The organism is Microcoleus sp. AT9b-C3 (assembly GCF_036705485.1).
Taxonomy (GTDB): domain Bacteria; phylum Cyanobacteriota; class Cyanobacteriia; order Cyanobacteriales; family Microcoleaceae; genus Microcoleus.
Window position 1 is genome coordinate 27,553 of the sequence record NZ_JAUBUR010000011.1, and the last position, 18,086, is coordinate 45,638.

The 18,086-nt window shown below is 46.7% G+C and carries 11 protein-coding genes; 5 read left to right on the top strand and 6 right to left on the bottom strand.

Annotated elements, in window-relative coordinates:
* Nucleotides 1–412: 412 nt before the first annotated feature.
* The 4 genes from nrdR to QUB77_RS12525 all read right to left on the bottom strand — a co-directional run bounded on the left by nrdR (nucleotide 413) and on the right by QUB77_RS12525 (nucleotide 3,461).
* Nucleotides 413–970, bottom strand: a complete 558-nt coding sequence (gene nrdR, locus QUB77_RS12510; protein WP_333051824.1) for a transcriptional regulator NrdR — start codon at nucleotides 968–970, stop codon at nucleotides 413–415.
* Between the two features lie 194 nt (nucleotides 971–1,164).
* Complete coding sequence (locus tag QUB77_RS12515; protein ID WP_006635641.1) at nucleotides 1,165–1,260, bottom strand: photosystem II reaction center protein T; 96 nt, start codon at nucleotides 1,258–1,260, stop codon at nucleotides 1,165–1,167.
* A 143-nt stretch (nucleotides 1,261–1,403) separates the two neighbouring features.
* Nucleotides 1,404–2,933, bottom strand: a complete 1,530-nt coding sequence (gene psbB, locus QUB77_RS12520; protein WP_333172704.1) for a photosystem II chlorophyll-binding protein CP47 — start codon at nucleotides 2,931–2,933, stop codon at nucleotides 1,404–1,406.
* A gap of 198 nt (nucleotides 2,934–3,131) precedes the next feature.
* The gene (locus QUB77_RS12525) at nucleotides 3,132–3,461 is read right to left on the bottom strand and encodes a hypothetical protein (RefSeq protein ID WP_039887994.1); all 330 of its coding nucleotides are present in this window, start codon (nucleotides 3,459–3,461) and stop codon (nucleotides 3,132–3,134) included.
* Nucleotides 3,462–3,676: 215 nt separating this feature from the next.
* Here QUB77_RS12525 and QUB77_RS12530 point away from each other — a divergent pair, with 215 nt between their 5' ends.
* Nucleotides 3,677–4,024, top strand: coding sequence for a transcriptional regulator (locus tag QUB77_RS12530; protein WP_333172701.1), 348 nt, complete (start codon nucleotides 3,677–3,679; stop codon nucleotides 4,022–4,024).
* Between the two features lie 82 nt (nucleotides 4,025–4,106).
* Nucleotides 4,107–6,023 carry a tRNA uridine-5-carboxymethylaminomethyl(34) synthesis enzyme MnmG gene (gene mnmG / locus QUB77_RS12535; protein ID WP_333172698.1) on the top strand — a complete coding sequence of 639 codons (1,917 nt, stop codon included), beginning with the start codon at nucleotides 4,107–4,109 and terminating at the stop codon, nucleotides 6,021–6,023.
* Nucleotides 6,024–6,700: 677 nt separating this feature from the next.
* On the opposite strand, the gene glgP is transcribed toward mnmG, so the two are convergent.
* Complete coding sequence (glgP, locus tag QUB77_RS12540) at nucleotides 6,701–9,259, bottom strand: alpha-glucan family phosphorylase (RefSeq protein WP_333172757.1); 2,559 nt, start codon at nucleotides 9,257–9,259, stop codon at nucleotides 6,701–6,703.
* A gap of 362 nt (nucleotides 9,260–9,621) precedes the next feature.
* Between glgP and QUB77_RS12545 the strand changes: the two genes are divergently transcribed.
* The 3 genes from QUB77_RS12545 (at nucleotide 9,622) to QUB77_RS12555 (ending at nucleotide 14,431) form a co-directional block, all read left to right on the top strand.
* Nucleotides 9,622–12,540 carry a TonB-dependent receptor gene (locus QUB77_RS12545; protein ID WP_333323027.1) on the top strand — a complete coding sequence of 973 codons (2,919 nt, stop codon included), beginning with the start codon at nucleotides 9,622–9,624 and terminating at the stop codon, nucleotides 12,538–12,540.
* Nucleotides 12,541–12,602: 62 nt separating this feature from the next.
* Nucleotides 12,603–13,295: a hypothetical protein gene (locus QUB77_RS12550; protein WP_333172693.1), complete on the top strand. Its 693-nt coding sequence runs from the start codon at nucleotides 12,603–12,605 to the stop codon at nucleotides 13,293–13,295.
* Between the two features lie 11 nt (nucleotides 13,296–13,306).
* Nucleotides 13,307–14,431 carry a PepSY-associated TM helix domain-containing protein gene (locus QUB77_RS12555; protein WP_333323029.1) on the top strand — a complete coding sequence of 375 codons (1,125 nt, stop codon included), beginning with the start codon at nucleotides 13,307–13,309 and terminating at the stop codon, nucleotides 14,429–14,431.
* A 67-nt stretch (nucleotides 14,432–14,498) separates the two neighbouring features.
* On the opposite strand, the gene QUB77_RS12560 is transcribed toward QUB77_RS12555, so the two are convergent.
* Nucleotides 14,499–17,846 carry an EAL domain-containing protein gene (locus QUB77_RS12560; RefSeq protein ID WP_333323031.1) on the bottom strand — a complete coding sequence of 1,116 codons (3,348 nt, stop codon included), beginning with the start codon at nucleotides 17,844–17,846 and terminating at the stop codon, nucleotides 14,499–14,501.
* Nucleotides 17,847–18,086: the final 240 nt, after the last annotated feature.

The window sequence follows — 18,086 nt, forward strand, 5'->3', positions numbered from 1 at the left end:
ACACTCTCAGGTATAAATAAACTGAGATTCTTCATTCAACGAGCCGACTTGCTGGCGACAGGATGACTCCAGTCTAAGTAGAGGTCGGTTTCTCCAGAAGCGTAAATTTCGGTATGCCCTACCGTATTTAATTAGTCACCGATCTTTAGTTAGGTTTTGTTCAAATGCGAGCTTTCCTAAACTGCAACACCGTTAGGTGTGACTACGCACTCAACTAATCCAGTTAAGTTTTTACGTTGTCTAGTTATACTCTATTTTAGACCGATGACGATCATATCACACCCAGCACTCTTACTGAGAAAAAAGAACACTCGCTCGAAGGATAGTCCCTTGAGTCGCTATTCCTCCGGGCCTTCCTCGCGACACGGTTTTCCATCTCCCAGAATATTTCTATAAATTAATTTAAGCGAGCTTAGCTGGGAGTAGCGCAGGATGCTGGGCTTTCTCGATCGACTGCTTCGGAATCCGGCAAATCTGCGTCAAAATTTGTCCCTGTTTCTGTATCTTCAGCTTCGTTGAGGGGATTCTGAAGGTGATTTAGGGTATCTACAAAATCTCGGATGCCTCGAAATTGCCGATATACGGAGGCAAAACGGACATAAGCGACTTCGCTGAGCGGCCGCAGGTGCAACAGCACCAGTTCTCCTATTTCTGAACTGGCGATTTCTCGGAGCGATCGACCTTGGAGTTGCGCCTCAATTTCTTCTGCCAGAGTTTCGAGATGCCCGGAAGACAAACCGGTTTTTTCGCAGGCCCGAATCAATCCCCTGACTAATTTTGACCTGTCAAAAGATTCGCGCTTCCCGTCCCGCTTGATCACCGTAATCGGTACAAATTCTATGCGTTCGTAAGTTGTGAAGCGGTGCTGGCAGTTCAAACACTCGCGCCGCCGACGGATGCTTTGACCTGATTCGGCTGAACGCGATTCTAGAACGCGGCTATTTGTGTGTTGGCAGGAGGAACAGCGCATGATTGCTGATTTTAACAGGCGTTGCCAGCAAATTGCCATTCATCTAACCGCCTGGGGTCTGATGAATGGCTGGACTAGAAAAATCACTTAGCACACAGCGGTGAAATAGTCCCGCACCAAATTAGATCACTATGATGCGGGCTAACCGCAGTCCGGTTCAAGATATTTTGGACTTGCTGGAGGCGTATAGCTAATTATTTGCCAATCCGGGGAGGTTCCCGAAAGGCGATCGCAAAAAATAGTACGCCTATGGCTAAAGCCAGAATCAAAATGTAAGCAACACTTTCCATGTTAAATTTTCCCTATCTTCCCTTGCCGTATTATTTTATCTTAATTGTTGGTTTTATTTTTAACTAAAAAAACCCGGTTTCTTCAAGAAACCGGGTTTTTTTACACCGGGAAAGTTTCCCGGCTAGCCAGAGGCTGGCGAAATCTAGAGAGGTTCTTCTCTTCTGGTGGTTACGTCGCCCAGTTTTTGGAACAAGCCCCACTCGACTTGTTCTTCCATATCAGCCTCAACTCCAGCAAACACGTCGCGGAAGATTGTCCGAGAACCGTGCCAGATATGGCCGAAGAAGAACAGCAAAGCAAAGCAAACGTGTCCGAAAGTGAACCAACCGCGAGTCGAAGTGCGGAACACCCCGTCAGAGTTCAAGGTTTCGCGATCGAATTCAAACACTTCACCTTTTTGAGCAGCGCGAGCAAACTGCTTAACATCTAGAGGATTATTAAAGGTTTGACCGTTAAATTCGCCGCCGTAGAAGCTGACGGTAACTCCGCTTTGTTCAAAGCTGTATTTTGATTCAGCACGGCGGAAGGGGATGTCAGCGCGAACGACCCCATCTTTGTCCGTCAAAATCACTGGGAAAGTTTCAAAGAAGTTGGGGAGGCGGCGAACCGACAATACCCGACCTTCGCTGTCAGTAAATACTGGATGGCCCAGCCAAGATTTAGCAATACCGTCGCCATTGACCATCGCGCCGGCCCGGAACAAACCGCCTTTAGCAGGAGAGTTGCCCACGTAGTCGTAGAAAGCCAATTTTTCAGGAATTTGTTCGTAAGCTTCTTGGAAGCTAGCGCCACCGGCTAAGCTAGCTTGAGCTCTGCGATCGATTTCTTGTTGGAAATAGCCGCTGTCCCACTGATAGCGAGTCGGGCCAAAAAGTTCGATCGGAGTCGCAGCAGAACCGTACCACATCGTACCTGCAACCACAAAGGCTGCGAAGAATACGGCAGCGATACTGCTAGAAAGTACAGTTTCGATATTCCCCATCCGCAGGGCTTTGTAAAGACGTTCCGGCGGCCGCACTGTCAAGTGGAACAAACCGGCAATTACGCCGACTACGCCCGCTGCAATGTGGTGAGCCACGATGCCGCCCGGATTGAAGGGATCGAAGCCTTCAGGGCCCCAAGAAGGCGCCACGGGCTGGACGTGACCGGTCAGGCCGTAGGGGTCGGAAACCCACATTCCCGGACCAAAAAGTCCCGAAAGGTGAAATGCGCCGAAGCCGAAGCAGAGCAAGCCGGAGAGGAACAGGTGAATGCCAAACATTTTTGGCAAGTCGAGGGCTGGTTCACCGGTGCGAGGGTCTCTGAAAAGTTCTAAGTCCCAAAATACCCAGTGCCAAACTGCTGCTAAGAACAGCAGGCCCGATAGAACGATGTGAGCGACAGCGACGCCTTCAAAGGACCAGAAGCCCGGATCGACGTTACCTTCGCCGGTGATGCTCCAACCGCCCCAAGAGCCCGTAACTCCCAAGCGAGTCATGAAGGGCAACACGAACATCCCTTGACGCCACATTGGGTTCAGAACTGGGTCTGTGGGGTCAAAAACTGCTAGTTCATAAAGGGCCATTGAGCCGGCCCAACCTGCCACGAGGGCAGTGTGCATTAAGTGTACAGAAATCAATCGGCCTGGGTCATTTAAGACGACTGTGTGTACGCGATACCAGGGTAGTCCCATTGACTGCGGTTCTCCAAGGTGTAAGTGATGATGTCTATTTTTACGGAAAAATCAGATTCTGAATCCCCAGCAGTTACCTGCAGGGTTTAAACTCTGCCTTTTGCCGACTGCCATCTACCTTCAAAGGTGGAGGCATAAAAATGAAAGTTATTTAAAGAAGTGTATCGAGTGTTAGAACCGATTGCAATATGTTGAGCATTACATTAGTTGCGGGTTGCCCATTTCGCAGCGGGCGGCGATCGTCCCGAGGCGTTCGAGGACTTGCTCGGCATCGATCAGTCTGGTGAGGGTGACGTTGCCGATATTTTTGGCAGGATCGGCGGGATCGGGACGGACTGCTGGTTGGACTTCTACCATGAGTACGGCGTCTTCTACGCGGTAGAGCCACATTTTTTCGTTGCGATCGGAAAGACAGAGGTTGAGCTGTTGGATGTCCGGCGCCCGCCTCCAGGCGGCGTGACTCCACTCGCCGCCTACGCCCCACACGCGCCCAACTTTCCAGCCGTCGGATAAGAAGAAGTATTTCACTTGTGTACGCTTGTTGAGATTTTTTTGTCTAACATAGCGCAAAACTGCAATTGTACGGAATGATTGAACTGCGAAGACGCGAAGGGTGCAGATAAATATTGTTATTCGAGCGACTATTGCCTATAATATGCTATGTAAGGCATAGTTTACTCAAATTAAGATAGCAGATAGTAGATTTACCGATTATTTGAATAAATTAATGGAGCCAGAAACAGATGACAATTAGCCTGAAGACTATTATGGAGAATTTGCCTCCCGAACAACGAGCAATAGTCGAAAAGCGATCGGTTGAATTAATGGCTGAAGAAATGACATTGCAAGACTTACGAAAAGCAAGGAAATTTACTCAGATTCGCATGGCAGAATTATTAAATATGCGTCAAGAAAATGTCTCGCGACTCGAACGCCGTGCGGATTTGTTGGTATCTACTTTGCAAAGTTATATCGCTGCAATGGGTGGGGAGTTGTCATTTGTCGTAGAATTTAAAGATCGACTCCCCGTAAAAATTACTGGATTAACATCGATGTTTGAAGAAAACAGCTACACTAAGGGAGAGGAATAGTTTTAATTGAGGAAACTAAAACCTAATTTTGCCAGATGTCTATTATTCAATCTAAAATCTAAAATCTAAAATCTAAAATCGAATGACCGCACAAACTCCAGTACAATTCCAAGACAGTTTCGACATCATCGTAGTAGGTGGCGGCCACTCCGGTTGCGAAGCCGCCCTCGCCACTTCTCGCCTCGGCTGTCGCACCCTTCTCCTCACCCTCAACCTCGACAAAATTGCGTGGCAACCTTGCAATCCGGCTGTCGGAGGCCCGGCTAAAACCCAACTTACTAACGAAGTTGATGCGTTAGGCGGGGAAATTGGCAAAATGGCCGATCGCACCTACTTACAAAAGCGCGTCCTCAACGCTTCGAGAGGCCCCGCAGTGTGGGCCCTGCGAGCACAAACTGACAAGCGGGAATACGCCGCTGTAATGAATAATATTGTCGAAAATCAAGAAAATTTAACCATCAGGGAAGCGATGGTAACAGACTTAGTTTTGGGCAAAAACGAAGAAGTAATCGGAGTAGAAACATACTTCGGCGTCGCTTTTGAATGCAAAGCAGTAATTCTGACTACAGGCACTTTTTTAGGTGGCACGATTTGGGTGGGCAATAAGTCGATGCCCGCCGGACGTGCGGGAGAATTTGCCGCCGTTGGCTTGACGGAAACTCTCAATCGTTTGGGCTTTGAAACTGGCAGGTTAAAAACAGGAACTCCGGCAAGAGTTGACAAACGTACTCTGGATTATACCAACCTGGAACCGCAGCCGGGAGATGCAGAGGTTCGCTGGTTTAGTTTCGATCCAGAAGTTTGGATAGAACGGGAACAAATGCCTTGTTATTTAACTCGAACTACGCCAGCTACTCATCAGTTAATTAGAGAAAATTTGCACCTTTCTCCAGTCTACGGCGGCTGGGTGGATGCGAAGGGGCCCCGCTATTGTCCGAGTATTGAAGATAAGATTGTGCGGTTTGCGGATAAGGAAAGTCACCAGATTTTTATTGAACCGGAAGGTAGAGATATTCCTGAACTTTATATCCAAGGATTTTCTACTGGTTTACCGGAAAATTTGCAATTGCAAATGCTGCGGACTCTTCCGGGTTTGGAAAAGTGCGAGATGATGCGCCCTGCTTATGCTGTGGAGTACGATTATTTGCCTGCTACTCAGTGCTTTCCAACGCTGATGACTAAGAAGATAGAAGGGCTGTTTTGCGCGGGTCAGGTGAACGGTACAACTGGATATGAGGAGGCGGCTGCACAGGGGATTGTGGCGGGGATTAATGCAGCCAGGTTTGCGAAAAATCAGGAGATGATTGTGTTTCCTCGCGAGCAAAGTTATATCGGCACTTTGATCGATGATTTGTGTACGAAGGATTTGCGGGAACCTTACCGGATGTTGACTTCGCGATCGGAATACCGGTTATTATTGCGATCGGACAATGCTGACCAACGCTTGACGCCGCTGGGACGGGAAATTGGTTTGATTGACGATCGCCGGTGGGAGTTGTTCGATCGCAAACAAGCTAATATCGTGGCAGAGAAGGAACGCTTGTACTCGACGCGGGTGAAAGAGCACGAGGAAGTTGGCAAGGCAATTTTTGCTGATACTCAACAAGCAATTAAAGGTTCAATTACTCTGGCTGACTTGTTGCGTCGTCCTGGTTTTCATTATGTCGATTTGGAACGCTACAATTTAGGCAATTCTAGTCTGAAGTTGGCTGAGAAAGATGGTGCAGAAATTGACATCAAATATTCCGGCTACCTGCAAAGACAGCAAAATCAAATTGATGATATTGCCAAACACGAACGCCGACAATTGCCGGCAGATTTGGATTACATGGCAATTACAACTCTCTCCAAAGAATCGCGGGAAAAATTGGCTAAGGTGAAACCGCTGACGATTGGCCAAGCTGCCAGAATTGGCGGGGTAAATCCGGCTGATGTTAATGCTTTGTTGATTTTTCTGGAAGTGCGAAACCGTCAGCAGCCAGCGGGTGTAGGTAAATAACCTCAACTAGAGGTGTCTCAAGGCTTCCTTCAATTTTAGGAAATCGCAGTATGAAAAAGTGTGATTATTGTGGAACCACTATTTTGTTCGGCGGCTTTCATAGTGATGGATATAAATTTTGGGCTTTGCTGATTCACGGTATGAATAAAGTTTTTGCTTGATGTTACAAAACTCACCCGACTGGGCTGAGAAAAATTCCGAAATCTTGAATTTCTACCTGTATTCAGCAACGATACCAAAAAGGAAAACTGGCCGAATGTCAACTCTAATTGATGAAATTCGGCCAGTATATTGTAGATATTGAGCAATCCTCGAACCCACTCTGAATTTCACAAACATCCTGCATAATAATCAGCGTTCATCCGTGCCTCAAACATCCCCAAAATCCCACCACTTTTGCCCCCCTCCAAGCCTTAGAAGACCAGCGAGATGCCTTGCGGTACGCTTTATACGGGCTCACTGGTACTAGGAAATAGAGGGGAATGTGGTATTGGGCGATCGTTGCACAATCCGCTAAATAGTCATTCCCCAACTACGATAAAAAGAGTAGGAGAGTGGGAGAGTGGGAGAGGGGGAGAATAGGTAAAATCTTCCTGATTCCTGATTCCCTCTTCCTTCCATCCGTTACATCCGTTACATCCGTTACATCCGTTACAGAATCCGTTGCCGAACTTCCTTTAATGTGCCCAGAGAATCACGCCAGCTTCATAAGGACTGCTGAGATTATCGTGCTTCGGCAAAACCCGCAACGACAAACCTTGCAAACCACTAGAAGTATAAGTAATGTCAGCCGTATAAAGGCTAGCATTGTTAGCATCTTCTCCCAAATACTCCATCACCACCGGCACGCCGCCGACAATATCTCCGTTAGCATCAACCGAACCTTGATAAAGTTCGACTTGCACGTCTGCAGGCGTCAATCCCATCAGATTAATCCGAGATTTAACAGCGATCGACTGATGGACCTTAACTTCCTTATCCTGGGAAATATCAACAGCCTCAATCTTAATATCCTTCCACTTGGCGAGAACGTGCTTCTTCCAATGAGACAACTCCTTGGCCGGAGCACAATTATCCGAAGTCATCGTGAAGAATCGATCGCTCACTGGGAAATATGCCCGCCGCGCGTAATCCTTCACCATCCGAGCAGTATTGAAGAAAGGACAGTTCAAGCGAATCGAATCCTTCATTTTCGCCGTCCAACCGCGGGGAATTCCATCAGCATCCCGGTTGTAAAATAGGGGTACAACTTCCTTTTCCATCAAGTCGTACAAAGCATTAGCCTCGACTTCATCCTGATACTTAGTATCTTCGTAAAATTCCCCATGTCCGATCGGCCAACCGGTACGAACATAATCCGCCTCATCCCACCATCCGTCGAGGATGCTCAGATTAGGCAAACCGTTCATCGAAGCTTTCATCCCGGAAGTACCCGAAGCCTCACGCGGGCGGCGTGGCGTATTCAGCCACACATCGCAGCCCGACACCATCATCCGAGCGACGTTAATGTCGTAGTTCGGTAAAAACACCATCGAGCTCATCGTCTCGTGCTCGCGGATGAAGTGAACGATATCCCGAATCAATTCCTTACCCGGAATATCCATCGGGTGAGCCTTCCCAGCAATCACAAACTGCACCGGGCGATTTTGATCCCGCATGATCCGCATAATTCGATCGACATCGCGCAAAAACAGCGTCGCCCGCTTGTAAGTAGCAAAGCGGCGGGCAAACCCGATCGTCAGCACCTTCGGATTGAGTGCCTCCCGCGCGTGTTCGATTTCCGTTTGGGCCGCACCGCGCTCGCGCAAAGTCTTTTCCAGCCACTCCCGCGCGAACACCACCAACTCCGATCGACAGCGTTCGTGATTGCGCCACAATTCCTCATCAGGAATCGACGACATCCTGTCCCAGAGCCGATCGTCCTTGCGAGTCATTTCCCAATCCGGGCCGAGGTATCGATCGTATAACTCCTGAGTAGACTTCGCCACACAACTGCGAGCGTGCACCCCGTTGGTAATCGAAGTAATCGGTACTTCTTCCTGCGGCAAACCCGGCCACAAACCCTGAAACATCGGGCGCGACACCACACCGTGCAAAGCCGCCACCCCGTTGACAAAACTCGACATTTTAATTGCCAAAATTGCCATATTCAGAGGTGCGGACAAATCGCCAGTATTCTCGCGGCCCAATCCTAAAAACTCATCTTGCGACAAGCCAAACATCTTGGGATACTGACCTAGATAGTGCATCACCATATCCGGCTCGAACAAGTCAAACCCAGCAGGCACCGGCGTGTGAGTCGTAAACATACTGCTCGAAACCACCACCTGTTCCGCTTCTACGAAACTCAGGTGATATTCCTCCATCAGCATCCGAATGCGTTCCAAAGCCATGAAAGCCGCGTGGCCTTCATTCATGTGATAAGCCGTAACTGTCAGCCCCAATGCCTTGAGCATTTTCACGCCGCCGATGCCCAGCATGATTTCTTGGTGCATCCGCAGAGTTTTATCGCCGCCGTACAGTTGGTCGGTAATATCTTGGTCGTAGCGGCTGTTAGGTTCAATATTTGTATCCATTAGGTACAAAGGAACCGTTCCCACTTGTACCCGCCAAATCCGGGCATACACCTTGCGGCCGGGATAGTCCACCTCAATCCGCAATTCCGAACCGTCGGGATTGCGTTCTGGGTGCAGCGGCATATTGTAGAAATCATTGAGCGGATAGCGTTCTTGCTGCCAGCCGTCGGCGTTGAGATACTGCGAAAAATAACCTTCTTGGTATAGCAAGCCGACACCGACTAAGGGCAAGCCCAAATCACTAGCTGATTTGAGGTGGTCGCCTGCGAGTACGCCCAAACCGCCGGAATAGATGGGTAGGGCTTTAACTAAGCCGAATTCCATCGAAAAGTAAGCGTAGCATTCTTGCTGCTCGGTGCCGCGCTGTTTCCGGTACCAGGCGCGATTTTTGAGATAATCGTCTAATTGTTGGGCTGCTCGGTTCATTTGGGCAATGAAGCCTTCGTCTTCTGCCATTTCTTGCAGTCGCTCTTGAGATATGGTTCCGAGCATTAGCACCGGGTTTTGGTTGCTGGAGTCCCAGAGGTCTCGATCGAGGCGGCGGAAGAGGTCTTTGGTATCGACGTTCCAGTCCCAGTGCAAGTTGTAGGCAAGTTTGCGTAGGGGTTCGAGAATTGTCGGTAGCGACGGGGAAACGTTAAATGTGCGAATTGGCTGCATAGACAAAGCGTTTATGTTGAGGTAGCGATATTTTCCTCTGTCTTTGGGTACAAGTCCGTTATTCTGCACACTATTTTAAGTTTTAACAAGCGGGCGATCGGCAGTTGCGATCGATCCCTCATCTGCAGCCAGGGCTGTTTCATTCTTTGTAGGGCCAATTCCCCCGTCATAGGCGCATTTCACTCAAAAAACTGACAATAGTTATCAACAAAAAGTTAGCAAATTTACTTGACATTAGCCGCAGAGTTATTTTATTTTAAGCTAGCTATTGCAAATAATTAGTAATAAGGAGCTGGTTGTTGACCGCGACTATTACCAATTTGCGCTGCAGCCCCAAAATATTATCGGTGTGTGGTGTTCCGATGAAACTGTATTTACCGTTGGCGTGCGTTGCACTGTTGAGTATTGGTATCGCACCGTCTGTGGCGGCTGAGGCTGCTAGGGGGGACAGGACTGAAGCCTCGCGCTCGATCGCCCTTACACCAGAACCGATCGAGCCTCCGGGCGAATCAGAGGGCAGGACTGAAGCCTCGCGCTCGATCGCCCTTACACCAGAACCGATCGAGCCTCCGGGCGAGTCAGAGGAATTGCCTCAACCGTTGCCCGATCGCGCTTTTGGGGCACGGCTAGAACTTTCCCTTAACAAGTCGTCGATTAAAAGTGAGAAGCTTGAAACCAGGCAAACTGCGACAGACCCCGATCGCCAACCCAATCCCCTGTTGACGCAAAAAATTTGCAACAATGACGATTGCTCTACCTCTATCCCCAATCCTCCACCAGTAGCCACTGGACTCTCAATACCGACGACATCCATTCCTAAAGTTGACGAAATAGAACAACCCAGCACCAGTGCCCAGGGGCTATTGCGTCCGTCGGTACGGAGTTTTACAGGTTTGGACGATACCGTACAAATCTCTCAATCAGTTGTACAAGTAACGGGTGTGCGGATCAACCCAACTGCAAACGGTTTAGAAGTAATTCTAGAAACACCATCCGGGCAAGTGCTGCAAGCGGTGACGAGAATAGAGGGAAAAAGCGCGATCTCAGATATTGAAAATGCCCAATTAGCTTTACCTTCAGGTGGGGAATTTAAAGCTTCTAGTCCAGATCGAGGAATTGCATCCGTAACAGTAACTCAGTTGGAAGGCAATCGGATTCAAGTGAGTGTAACTGGCATAAAAGCAGCACCGACATCAGAGGTAGTAAAGAGCGATCTGGGATTAGTTTTAGGCGTGACACCCAGTCCCCAAGAAGATATTAATATCATAGTCACAACCAGACGGCAAACTCCCTATGTCATCCCCAATGCTTCCTCCGCCACCCGCACCGACACGCCAATTCGCGATATTCCGCAGTCGATCCAAGTAGTTCCTCAAGAAGTGATAGAAGATCAACAAGTCGTGCGACTCGAAGAAGCATTACGCAACGTTAGCGGCGTAACTTATAGCGGAAATATTACAGGCCGAGGCAGCACTTTCGGCATTCGAGGTTTTGACAATGCTCCTATCTTGCGAGATGGGTTTAGGCAGTACGGTTCTTTTGGAACTATTCCAGAAGTCGCCAACCTCGATCGCGTTGAAGTTCTTAAAGGGCCGGCTTCAATATTGTACGGCGAAATTCAACCGGGGGGTTTAATTAACTTAGTATCCAAACAACCGCTGTCAGAACCTTTTTACGAAGCTGAACTGCAACTCGGAAGCAGGAATTTTGTCAGCCCCCGCTTTGACATTTCCGGCCCCTTAACCTCAGATGGCAACCTGCTTTACCGCCTGAACGGATTGTACCAAACAACTGAGAATTTTCGAGGCTACGAACAAAACGACGAGCGCTTGTTTATTGCGCCGACGCTTGCTTGGAGAATTGGCGATCGCACCGACTTGACAGTTTCCCTGGAATACACCGATGATAAGCGAGATCCTGATGATGGATTTCCTGTTAGAGGCAATCGGATTGTTGACGTTCCGCGCGATCGTATTAGCGGCGAACCCGGCGATATCCTAGGAACCCAATATTTCAATGTTGGCTACAATTTCGAACACCGTTTCAGCGATAACTGGAAGCTGCGGAATGCGTTTCGCTATTCATCCTACAACTATGATTACAACGTAATCGCTCTTCCATTTGACTTTGATGATGAAACTGGCAGCGTTACTCGCTTCTGGGCTTCTCAAGACGGGCAGAATAAAAACTACGCTCTCCAAACAAACTTCGTTGGCGAATTTGCTACAGGTTCAGTCGAGCACACTCTCATTTTCGGTGCAGACATCAGCTACAGCGATGAGAGAATTTACTCGGTGGGTGATTTTGTCACACCGATTCCTCTCAATATTTTCAATCCGGTTTACGGTCAATTTCCCAAACCAGACGAGGGTACACTAGCTGGCTTTGGTGGGAATGATGTAGAGACAAGCCGATATGGATTCTACGTGCAAGATCAAATTTCAATCTTAGAGAATTTAAAGCTGCTAGCAGGTCTTCGCTATGACACTGCAGAGCAAACAAACCGAGTAATTCCGGGTACTTCCAACCCAGATGCGAGCGAAACAACTCAAACTTACGATGATTTTACCCCGCGTGTAGGGATTGTTTATCAACCCATCCCAGAACTTTCTCTTTATGCTAGTTATTCGCGATCGTTTAATCCGGGTTCGGCAACAACATCCGGCGGAGGTCTGATCGAACCCGAAACCGGATCGGGGTACGAAGTCGGTGTCAAAGCTGAGTTGCTCGACAGAAGGTTACTCGCTACTCTGGCATACTTTGACATTAAAAAACAAAACGTTGCTGTCACCGATCCAAATAATCCTTTATTCTCAATTGCCTCTGGGGAACAGCGGAGTCGAGGAGTTGAATTAGACGTAGCTGGACAAATTTTGCCCGGTTGGAATGTGATTGCCGCTTACGCCTACACTGACGCGGAAGTTACAGCAGATACAGACCGATCTCTGGTTGGCAACAGATTGTTTAATGTTCCCAAACACAGCGCTAGTCTGTGGACAACTTATGAAATTCAAAGCGGCGATTTGCAGGGTTTAGGTTTTGGGGTTGGGTTCAACTTTCTTGGCGAAAGACAAGGGGATTTAGCTAACAGCTTTCAAGCAAGTAGTTATTTCGTTACCAATGCCGCTGTTTTTTATCAGCGGGATAATTGGCGAGCTGCCATCAACGTCAAAAACCTGTTCAATATCGACTACATAGAAGCAGTCCGAAATAGCAGGTCTTCGGGCAATATGCCTGGTGAACCACTGACAGTAATTGGTTCATTTTCCATACAGTTTTGAGAGTTATTTTGCGAGTTGGCAGCAACTCGATCGCACTCTAATTTTTCTACAAGGAGATATCCATGAAACGATTTCAACTCAAAACAATTCTAGCTTTAACTGCGGTAGTGGCGATCGCTTGTCAAGCCACATCCGATATACCAGAAGCGAATAAACCAGCCGATGGGGCAGCTCCGACAAACGCTTCTAGTACCTCTGAAAAGACATCCCCGCAAGCGCCCCAAAATATCGCGCCCCCGTCGCCTGTAGCGACTCAGGTTCTCTCCCTCAATGCCTACAAAGTCCCTTATTTAGGATTTGATGGCGTGTTTAATCTCAACACAGAACACCAGAACTCTGTCAAAGATCCGCGCAATCCCAAACGCATTGATGTCGAGAAAATGGAGAAGTTCAGCTTCTACAAAGATGCAGCCGGAAAACAGCCGCTCGCCCGCAACTGTAAATACGTCTACATGGGTGCAATGGCCGATGGCAAGTATTACAAAGAGTACAAAATAGCTTGGGATTTATTTGAGTTAGCGAAAGAAGAAAAGCAAGATCCAGGCTGCAATAAATTCCAGTACCTCAGCTTCGTCCCGCCGCACGGTGAATCAAGTGGTGAACCAATACATATGCACTTTCGTTATGCTAGCAAGCCATCTAGCTTCACAACGCTTGTGAATATGACCAACGATAAAGAAGATGCCGCTAAATTCAGTCCTTGGTTTGCGACTTATTGCGGTGGTGGTAAAACAAAATGTGGCAAAGGAGAGTGAGGTTAAAAGCGATGAAAATTCGGGATTTCGTTCTCAACATTCACAGCATCATTGGCATATTTCTGGGATTAATCTTTGTCATTAGTGGTTTGACGGGTAGCGCGATCGTCTTTCGTGAAGAAGCCGATCGAGCATTAAATCAAACTTTGATGCAGGTCACTCCCCAACCCAAAAAAGCGTCGATCGACCGGATTTTTGATTCTGTCCAGCAAGCCTATCCAAATCTGCGATCGCCGTTGATTCGGTTTCCCAAAACACCCGAAGATACCTATAACTTTGGCGGAGATTTACCCGACGAAAATCACTTAGAAGTCTATGTGAATCCTTATACAGCAAAGGTATTGGGTTCGAGAGTGTGGGAGCGATCGTTTATCGGTTTTATGCACACTTTACACTACACCCTCTTTCTAAAAAAGCCCGGTCACATGGCAATGGGTTTTGTGGCTATATTGCTATTGCTGACCACTCTCACGGGAACTTTACTTTGGACGGGTTGGCGAAACTTAAAAATCGGCTTCAAAATTCGCTGGAGAGCACCTGCACCGCTATTGAATTACGACTTGCATAACGTCGGCGGTATCCTCACAACAATTATACTCAGCATCCTTGCTGTTACTGGCTCGGCAATTATTGCGGCGCAGTTTGCATTAGGTGGAGGTGGAGGTGGAGGCGATGTCCCCGCAGCAAAACCCGTTCCCGAGCGAACTCCAATTGCACTCAGTAAATTACTGCCAAAAGCCGAGGCAGCCCTTCCCGGCGGCAGGATTGCCTACGTCCAATTTCCTGAAGATTCAGGAAATAAACTTGTCATCACTAAAACTTTTCCCGAACAAAAAACGGGACGTTTTGACTTCAGTACAGTGGAGGTCGATCGCTTTACAGGAAAGATTTTGAAAGCAGAGAAAGTGCTGGAACCGAATCCCGTATTTAAGGTGCTGTTGGTAATAGTTGCTTTGCACTTCGGCACTTTTGGGGGAATTTTCACTCGCATTCTCTATGTTTTCATTGGATTAATGCCGGCGGTTTTATTAATTACTGGTTTAGCGATGTGGAAACGCCGAGGTTGGCAGAAAGTAAGAGGAGAATCAGCATCCCAATTGCGGACTGAGGAAACTCAGTCAAATCGGCTTTCTTAGGATAACTTCAGTCAATAAAGTATTGAAAGCCTGCGCCACAGATGTACTCAGCTTGGCGGTAGCTAGTTTACGCAATTTGCACTTTCCTCAACAGAGAATTTACCAGCAGTTTACTAGCCTCACCAGCCGAGAGGGCAGGGCTGAAATAATAACCCTGAATTTCTTGACAGTGGAGTTCGCGCAAACACTCCAACTGCTCTTTAGTTTCTACTCCTTCGGCTACCACGCTCAAGTTCAAATCTCGCCCCAGCGTCGCTACAGCCTTGGCGATCGCCCGTTCGCAGGGATCTGTCGTCAATCCGCTGACAAAGGATTTATCTATTTTTAAGATATTCAAGGGAAACTTTTTGAGATAATTGAGAGAACAATAACCCGTGCCGAAATCGTCCAGCGCAATTTGCACTCCCATATTCTGCAACTCCCTGAGAACTTTTGTGGTATAATCCACATCTTGCATGGCTGTAGTCTCGGTAATTTCTAACTCTAAATACTTGGGTGCTAAACCGCTTTTTTCCAAGCAATTCGCTACCATTTCTAATAAATTAAATTGCTGGAACTGCCGAGCCGAAACGTTGACTGCTACCCGCAAATCTGGCTGCAAAGCATCCTGCCAAGCTTTATTTTGAGTGCAGGCTGTTTGCAGCACCCATTCCCCAATAGCTACAATTAATCCGTTATCTTCGGCGATCGGAATAAATGTAGCGGGAGTAACTAAACCTAATTGTGGATGTTGCCAGCGCAGCAGGGCTTCCATGCCCTGAATTTCCCAAGTAGTTATGTTGACTTTTGGCTGGTAGAAAACCTCAAATTCTCCCTGTTCTAAAGCCTCGTGCAACCTGTGTTCTATAGTTAGTAACTGGCTGCCTTGGGGATTAATTGTTGAAGTATATAACTGATAGTTATTTCTTCCCATTTCTTTAGCGTGGTACAAGGCAGCATCGGCATTTTTGACTAAAGTTTCGGCATCTTCACCATCATCTGGATAAAGAGCAATGCCGATGCTGCTGCTAACATGAAACGGTTGTCCTTCTAGTTTAAATGCTGGCTTTAAATTGTTGAGTATTCTTTGAGCTGTTTTAACTGCATCTTCTAAGCAATTGATATCGGGAAGTAGTATGGTAAATTCGTCGCCTCCCCAGCGGGCAACCGTGTCAGTCGATCGCAAAGTGTCGCTGATGCGTCCGGCAAAACCTTCCAACAGGCGATCGCCCGCAGCGTGACCTAATGTATCATTAATCTTTTTGAACCTGTCTAAGTCTAAAAACATCACAGCTAGCATTTTTTTGGTTTTTTTAGATTCTCTTAATGAGGCCAGCAGACGCTCGTTAAAAAGTATCCGGTTCGGTAAACCGGTGAGTTGGTCATAAACAGCTTGATAGCGAATAATTTCTTCAGCTTGCTTGCGCTGAGTGATGTCCATCATCGTACCGATCGCCCTTACTGCTTTGCCACTTTCATTACGGATGATATAGCCGCGATCGAGTACAAAAACATATCCCCCATCTGCACGGTGAAAGCTGTATTCTTCCGACCAACATTGAGCGTCTGAGTTCATTGCTTCGTGGAAGCTTAACATCACTCTTTCTCGTTCTTCGGGATGAATATTTAGCCACCAAGATTCTAATTCTATCGTCTGAGTTTCGTTGAGTTTGTATCCAAAAACTTTTTCAAATTCTGCGCTTAACCAATACTCATTTTTTAACAAATCAAAATCCCATACGGCATCATTTGTCGCCCGCGTCAGCAGGTGAAACCGTTCTTCGCTTTTGCGTAGTTTTTCTTCGGATTGCACCCGTTCCGTTACATCCCGAAAACTGAATACTCGACCAGTAATTTTGCCTCCCGTGCGCTGGGGCAACGAGTAGCGCTCGAAGATTCTGCCATCTGTCAACTCTATGAGATCGTAACTTTCTTCGGCAGGGCGATCGGACAATTCTTTAGCACGGTTGAGAAATATTTCCGGGTATTTTAACTGGTTGATTCCAAACTCCACAATTGGGTGGTTATCTCTCGAATCAACCAGTAAATCCGGCAACTGCCACATTTCGGCAAATTTACGGTTAAAGCTGACAACGTTTCCTCCACTGTCAACCGCCAGAATACCGTCAGCAGTAGATTCAATGGTTGCTTGAAGCAATGAAACAGATGTTTCTAGTTCTAACTCTGCTAATTTGCGATCGCTGATGTCAAACGCTGTGATTAATATTGAAGGTTTTTTTTCAAATTTTATAATATCTACAGTTGCTTCAATCCAGCGCATTTGTCCGGTTTTCGTGACTATTATTAATTCATATTTTGACCCGGCTGTTGAGCGCGCGTGGCTGGATTTACCCCAGTTTCTAACTATTTCTAGAAAATCTTGATGAATTAAGTCGTATAAATCCAATGCGAGTAATTCTTCGCGAGTATATCCTGTCAGAGCTTCTGTCTGAGCATTGACATAGCGGAACTGTCTGCGGTGATAGATAAACGCAACAGCATTAACAGTTTCTATCAGTTGGCGAAACTTTTTTTCACTGCGCCGCAAATTTTTTTCCGCCCGCTTGCTATCGGTAATATCTTGTGCTATGTATAACTTGCCACTGACCTTGCCTTGACCGTCGCGAATAATTAAAATAGAAAGCTGTACAATTATTTTTTTTCGGTGTTTAGAAAGGTAGACTTTTTCGACCTTGCGGACAGAACCTTCGGCTGTTAAACTTGCTAACTCTAACTCCGGGTCGGGTGATTCAGTTTTCTTAAAAAGTCCGGCTATTGGTTTGCCTAACAACTCTTTTTTAGAGTATCCCAGAAGTTTACAGGTAGCTTGGTTTAACGACAGGATATGACCGCCAGGGGTGGTTGCAATTATCGAGAGTTTCATTTCCTCGCAAATATCGAGAGCATATTCAGCAGTTTGCTGCAAATCTTGGGTCATTTGGGCAATAGTATGCCAGATATCCAGTTCTTTTTTTGGATACAACACTTTTTCTCCTTTTGGTAGCTTGTCATTCTCTGTTTCAGACTTCTGCTTAATTAAGCTCATCGTCTTGGATAAGCTATTTACTGTTTTACCCCTAATCAATAATGAGATTAATAAAAAAATAAAAACCAGATAATTACCGATTATTTTTAAGCTAAAATTAGGTTCTTTTATCTGACTTTCCTGAGATTGTATATAATTGTAAGTCGGTAATTGTACTGGCTCAATAGGGGATAATTTATCCAAAAATAATGTGGCGTTTGCAGAAGCAAGGGGGCGAGATGCCGATCGCAAATAGCTATGTTTCTGAAACCGAACCAAAATCCCTGCTACAGGGGGAGTGCCATGCCCATCTCCTAGGCTTGTCGGTAATATTTTTTGATTTATGCCACATTCCACACCAAAAATAGCAAGAGCGAAATATCCCAACATTAAGTGAAAAATTATTTTCATTGGCTCTATTTCCTAACTTTAAATATTTTTTTTGGCAATCATAAATTTCCAAAAAATTAGCAGAACTTTCTGTACAATAGGAAAACCCAGCCACCCGGAATTTATGTGGATTTGTAAATTAAATTTTACCAAGCTAATAATTTAGCTTTATAACTAATTACAATTTTAATCTTAATTTAAAATGTGTCATCAGCCATTGTGCCACAAATTATCCGCCATTCTGCCTAGACACCGCGTGGG

Bases quoted from the DNA above. Each gene is read 5' to 3' on its own strand.
- nrdR (WP_333051824.1), bottom strand. From the start codon at position 970: ATGCGCTGTTCCTCCTGCCAACACACAAATAGCCGCGTTCTAGAATCG.
- QUB77_RS12515 (WP_006635641.1), bottom strand. From the start codon at position 1,260: ATGGAAAGTGTTGCTTACATTTTGATTCTGGCTTTAGCCATAGGCGTA.
- psbB (WP_333172704.1), bottom strand. From the start codon at position 2,933: ATGGGACTACCCTGGTATCGCGTACACACAGTCGTCTTAAATGACCCA.
- QUB77_RS12530 (WP_333172701.1), top strand. From the start codon at position 3,677: ATGACAATTAGCCTGAAGACTATTATGGAGAATTTGCCTCCCGAACAA.
- mnmG (WP_333172698.1), top strand. From the start codon at position 4,107: ATGACCGCACAAACTCCAGTACAATTCCAAGACAGTTTCGACATCATC.
- glgP (WP_333172757.1), bottom strand. From the start codon at position 9,259: ATGCAGCCAATTCGCACATTTAACGTTTCCCCGTCGCTACCGACAATT.
- QUB77_RS12545 (WP_333323027.1), top strand. From the start codon at position 9,622: ATGAAACTGTATTTACCGTTGGCGTGCGTTGCACTGTTGAGTATTGGT.
- QUB77_RS12550 (WP_333172693.1), top strand. From the start codon at position 12,603: ATGAAACGATTTCAACTCAAAACAATTCTAGCTTTAACTGCGGTAGTG.
- QUB77_RS12555 (WP_333323029.1), top strand. From the start codon at position 13,307: ATGAAAATTCGGGATTTCGTTCTCAACATTCACAGCATCATTGGCATA.
- QUB77_RS12560 (WP_333323031.1), bottom strand. From the start codon at position 17,846: ATGAAAATAATTTTTCACTTAATGTTGGGATATTTCGCTCTTGCTATT.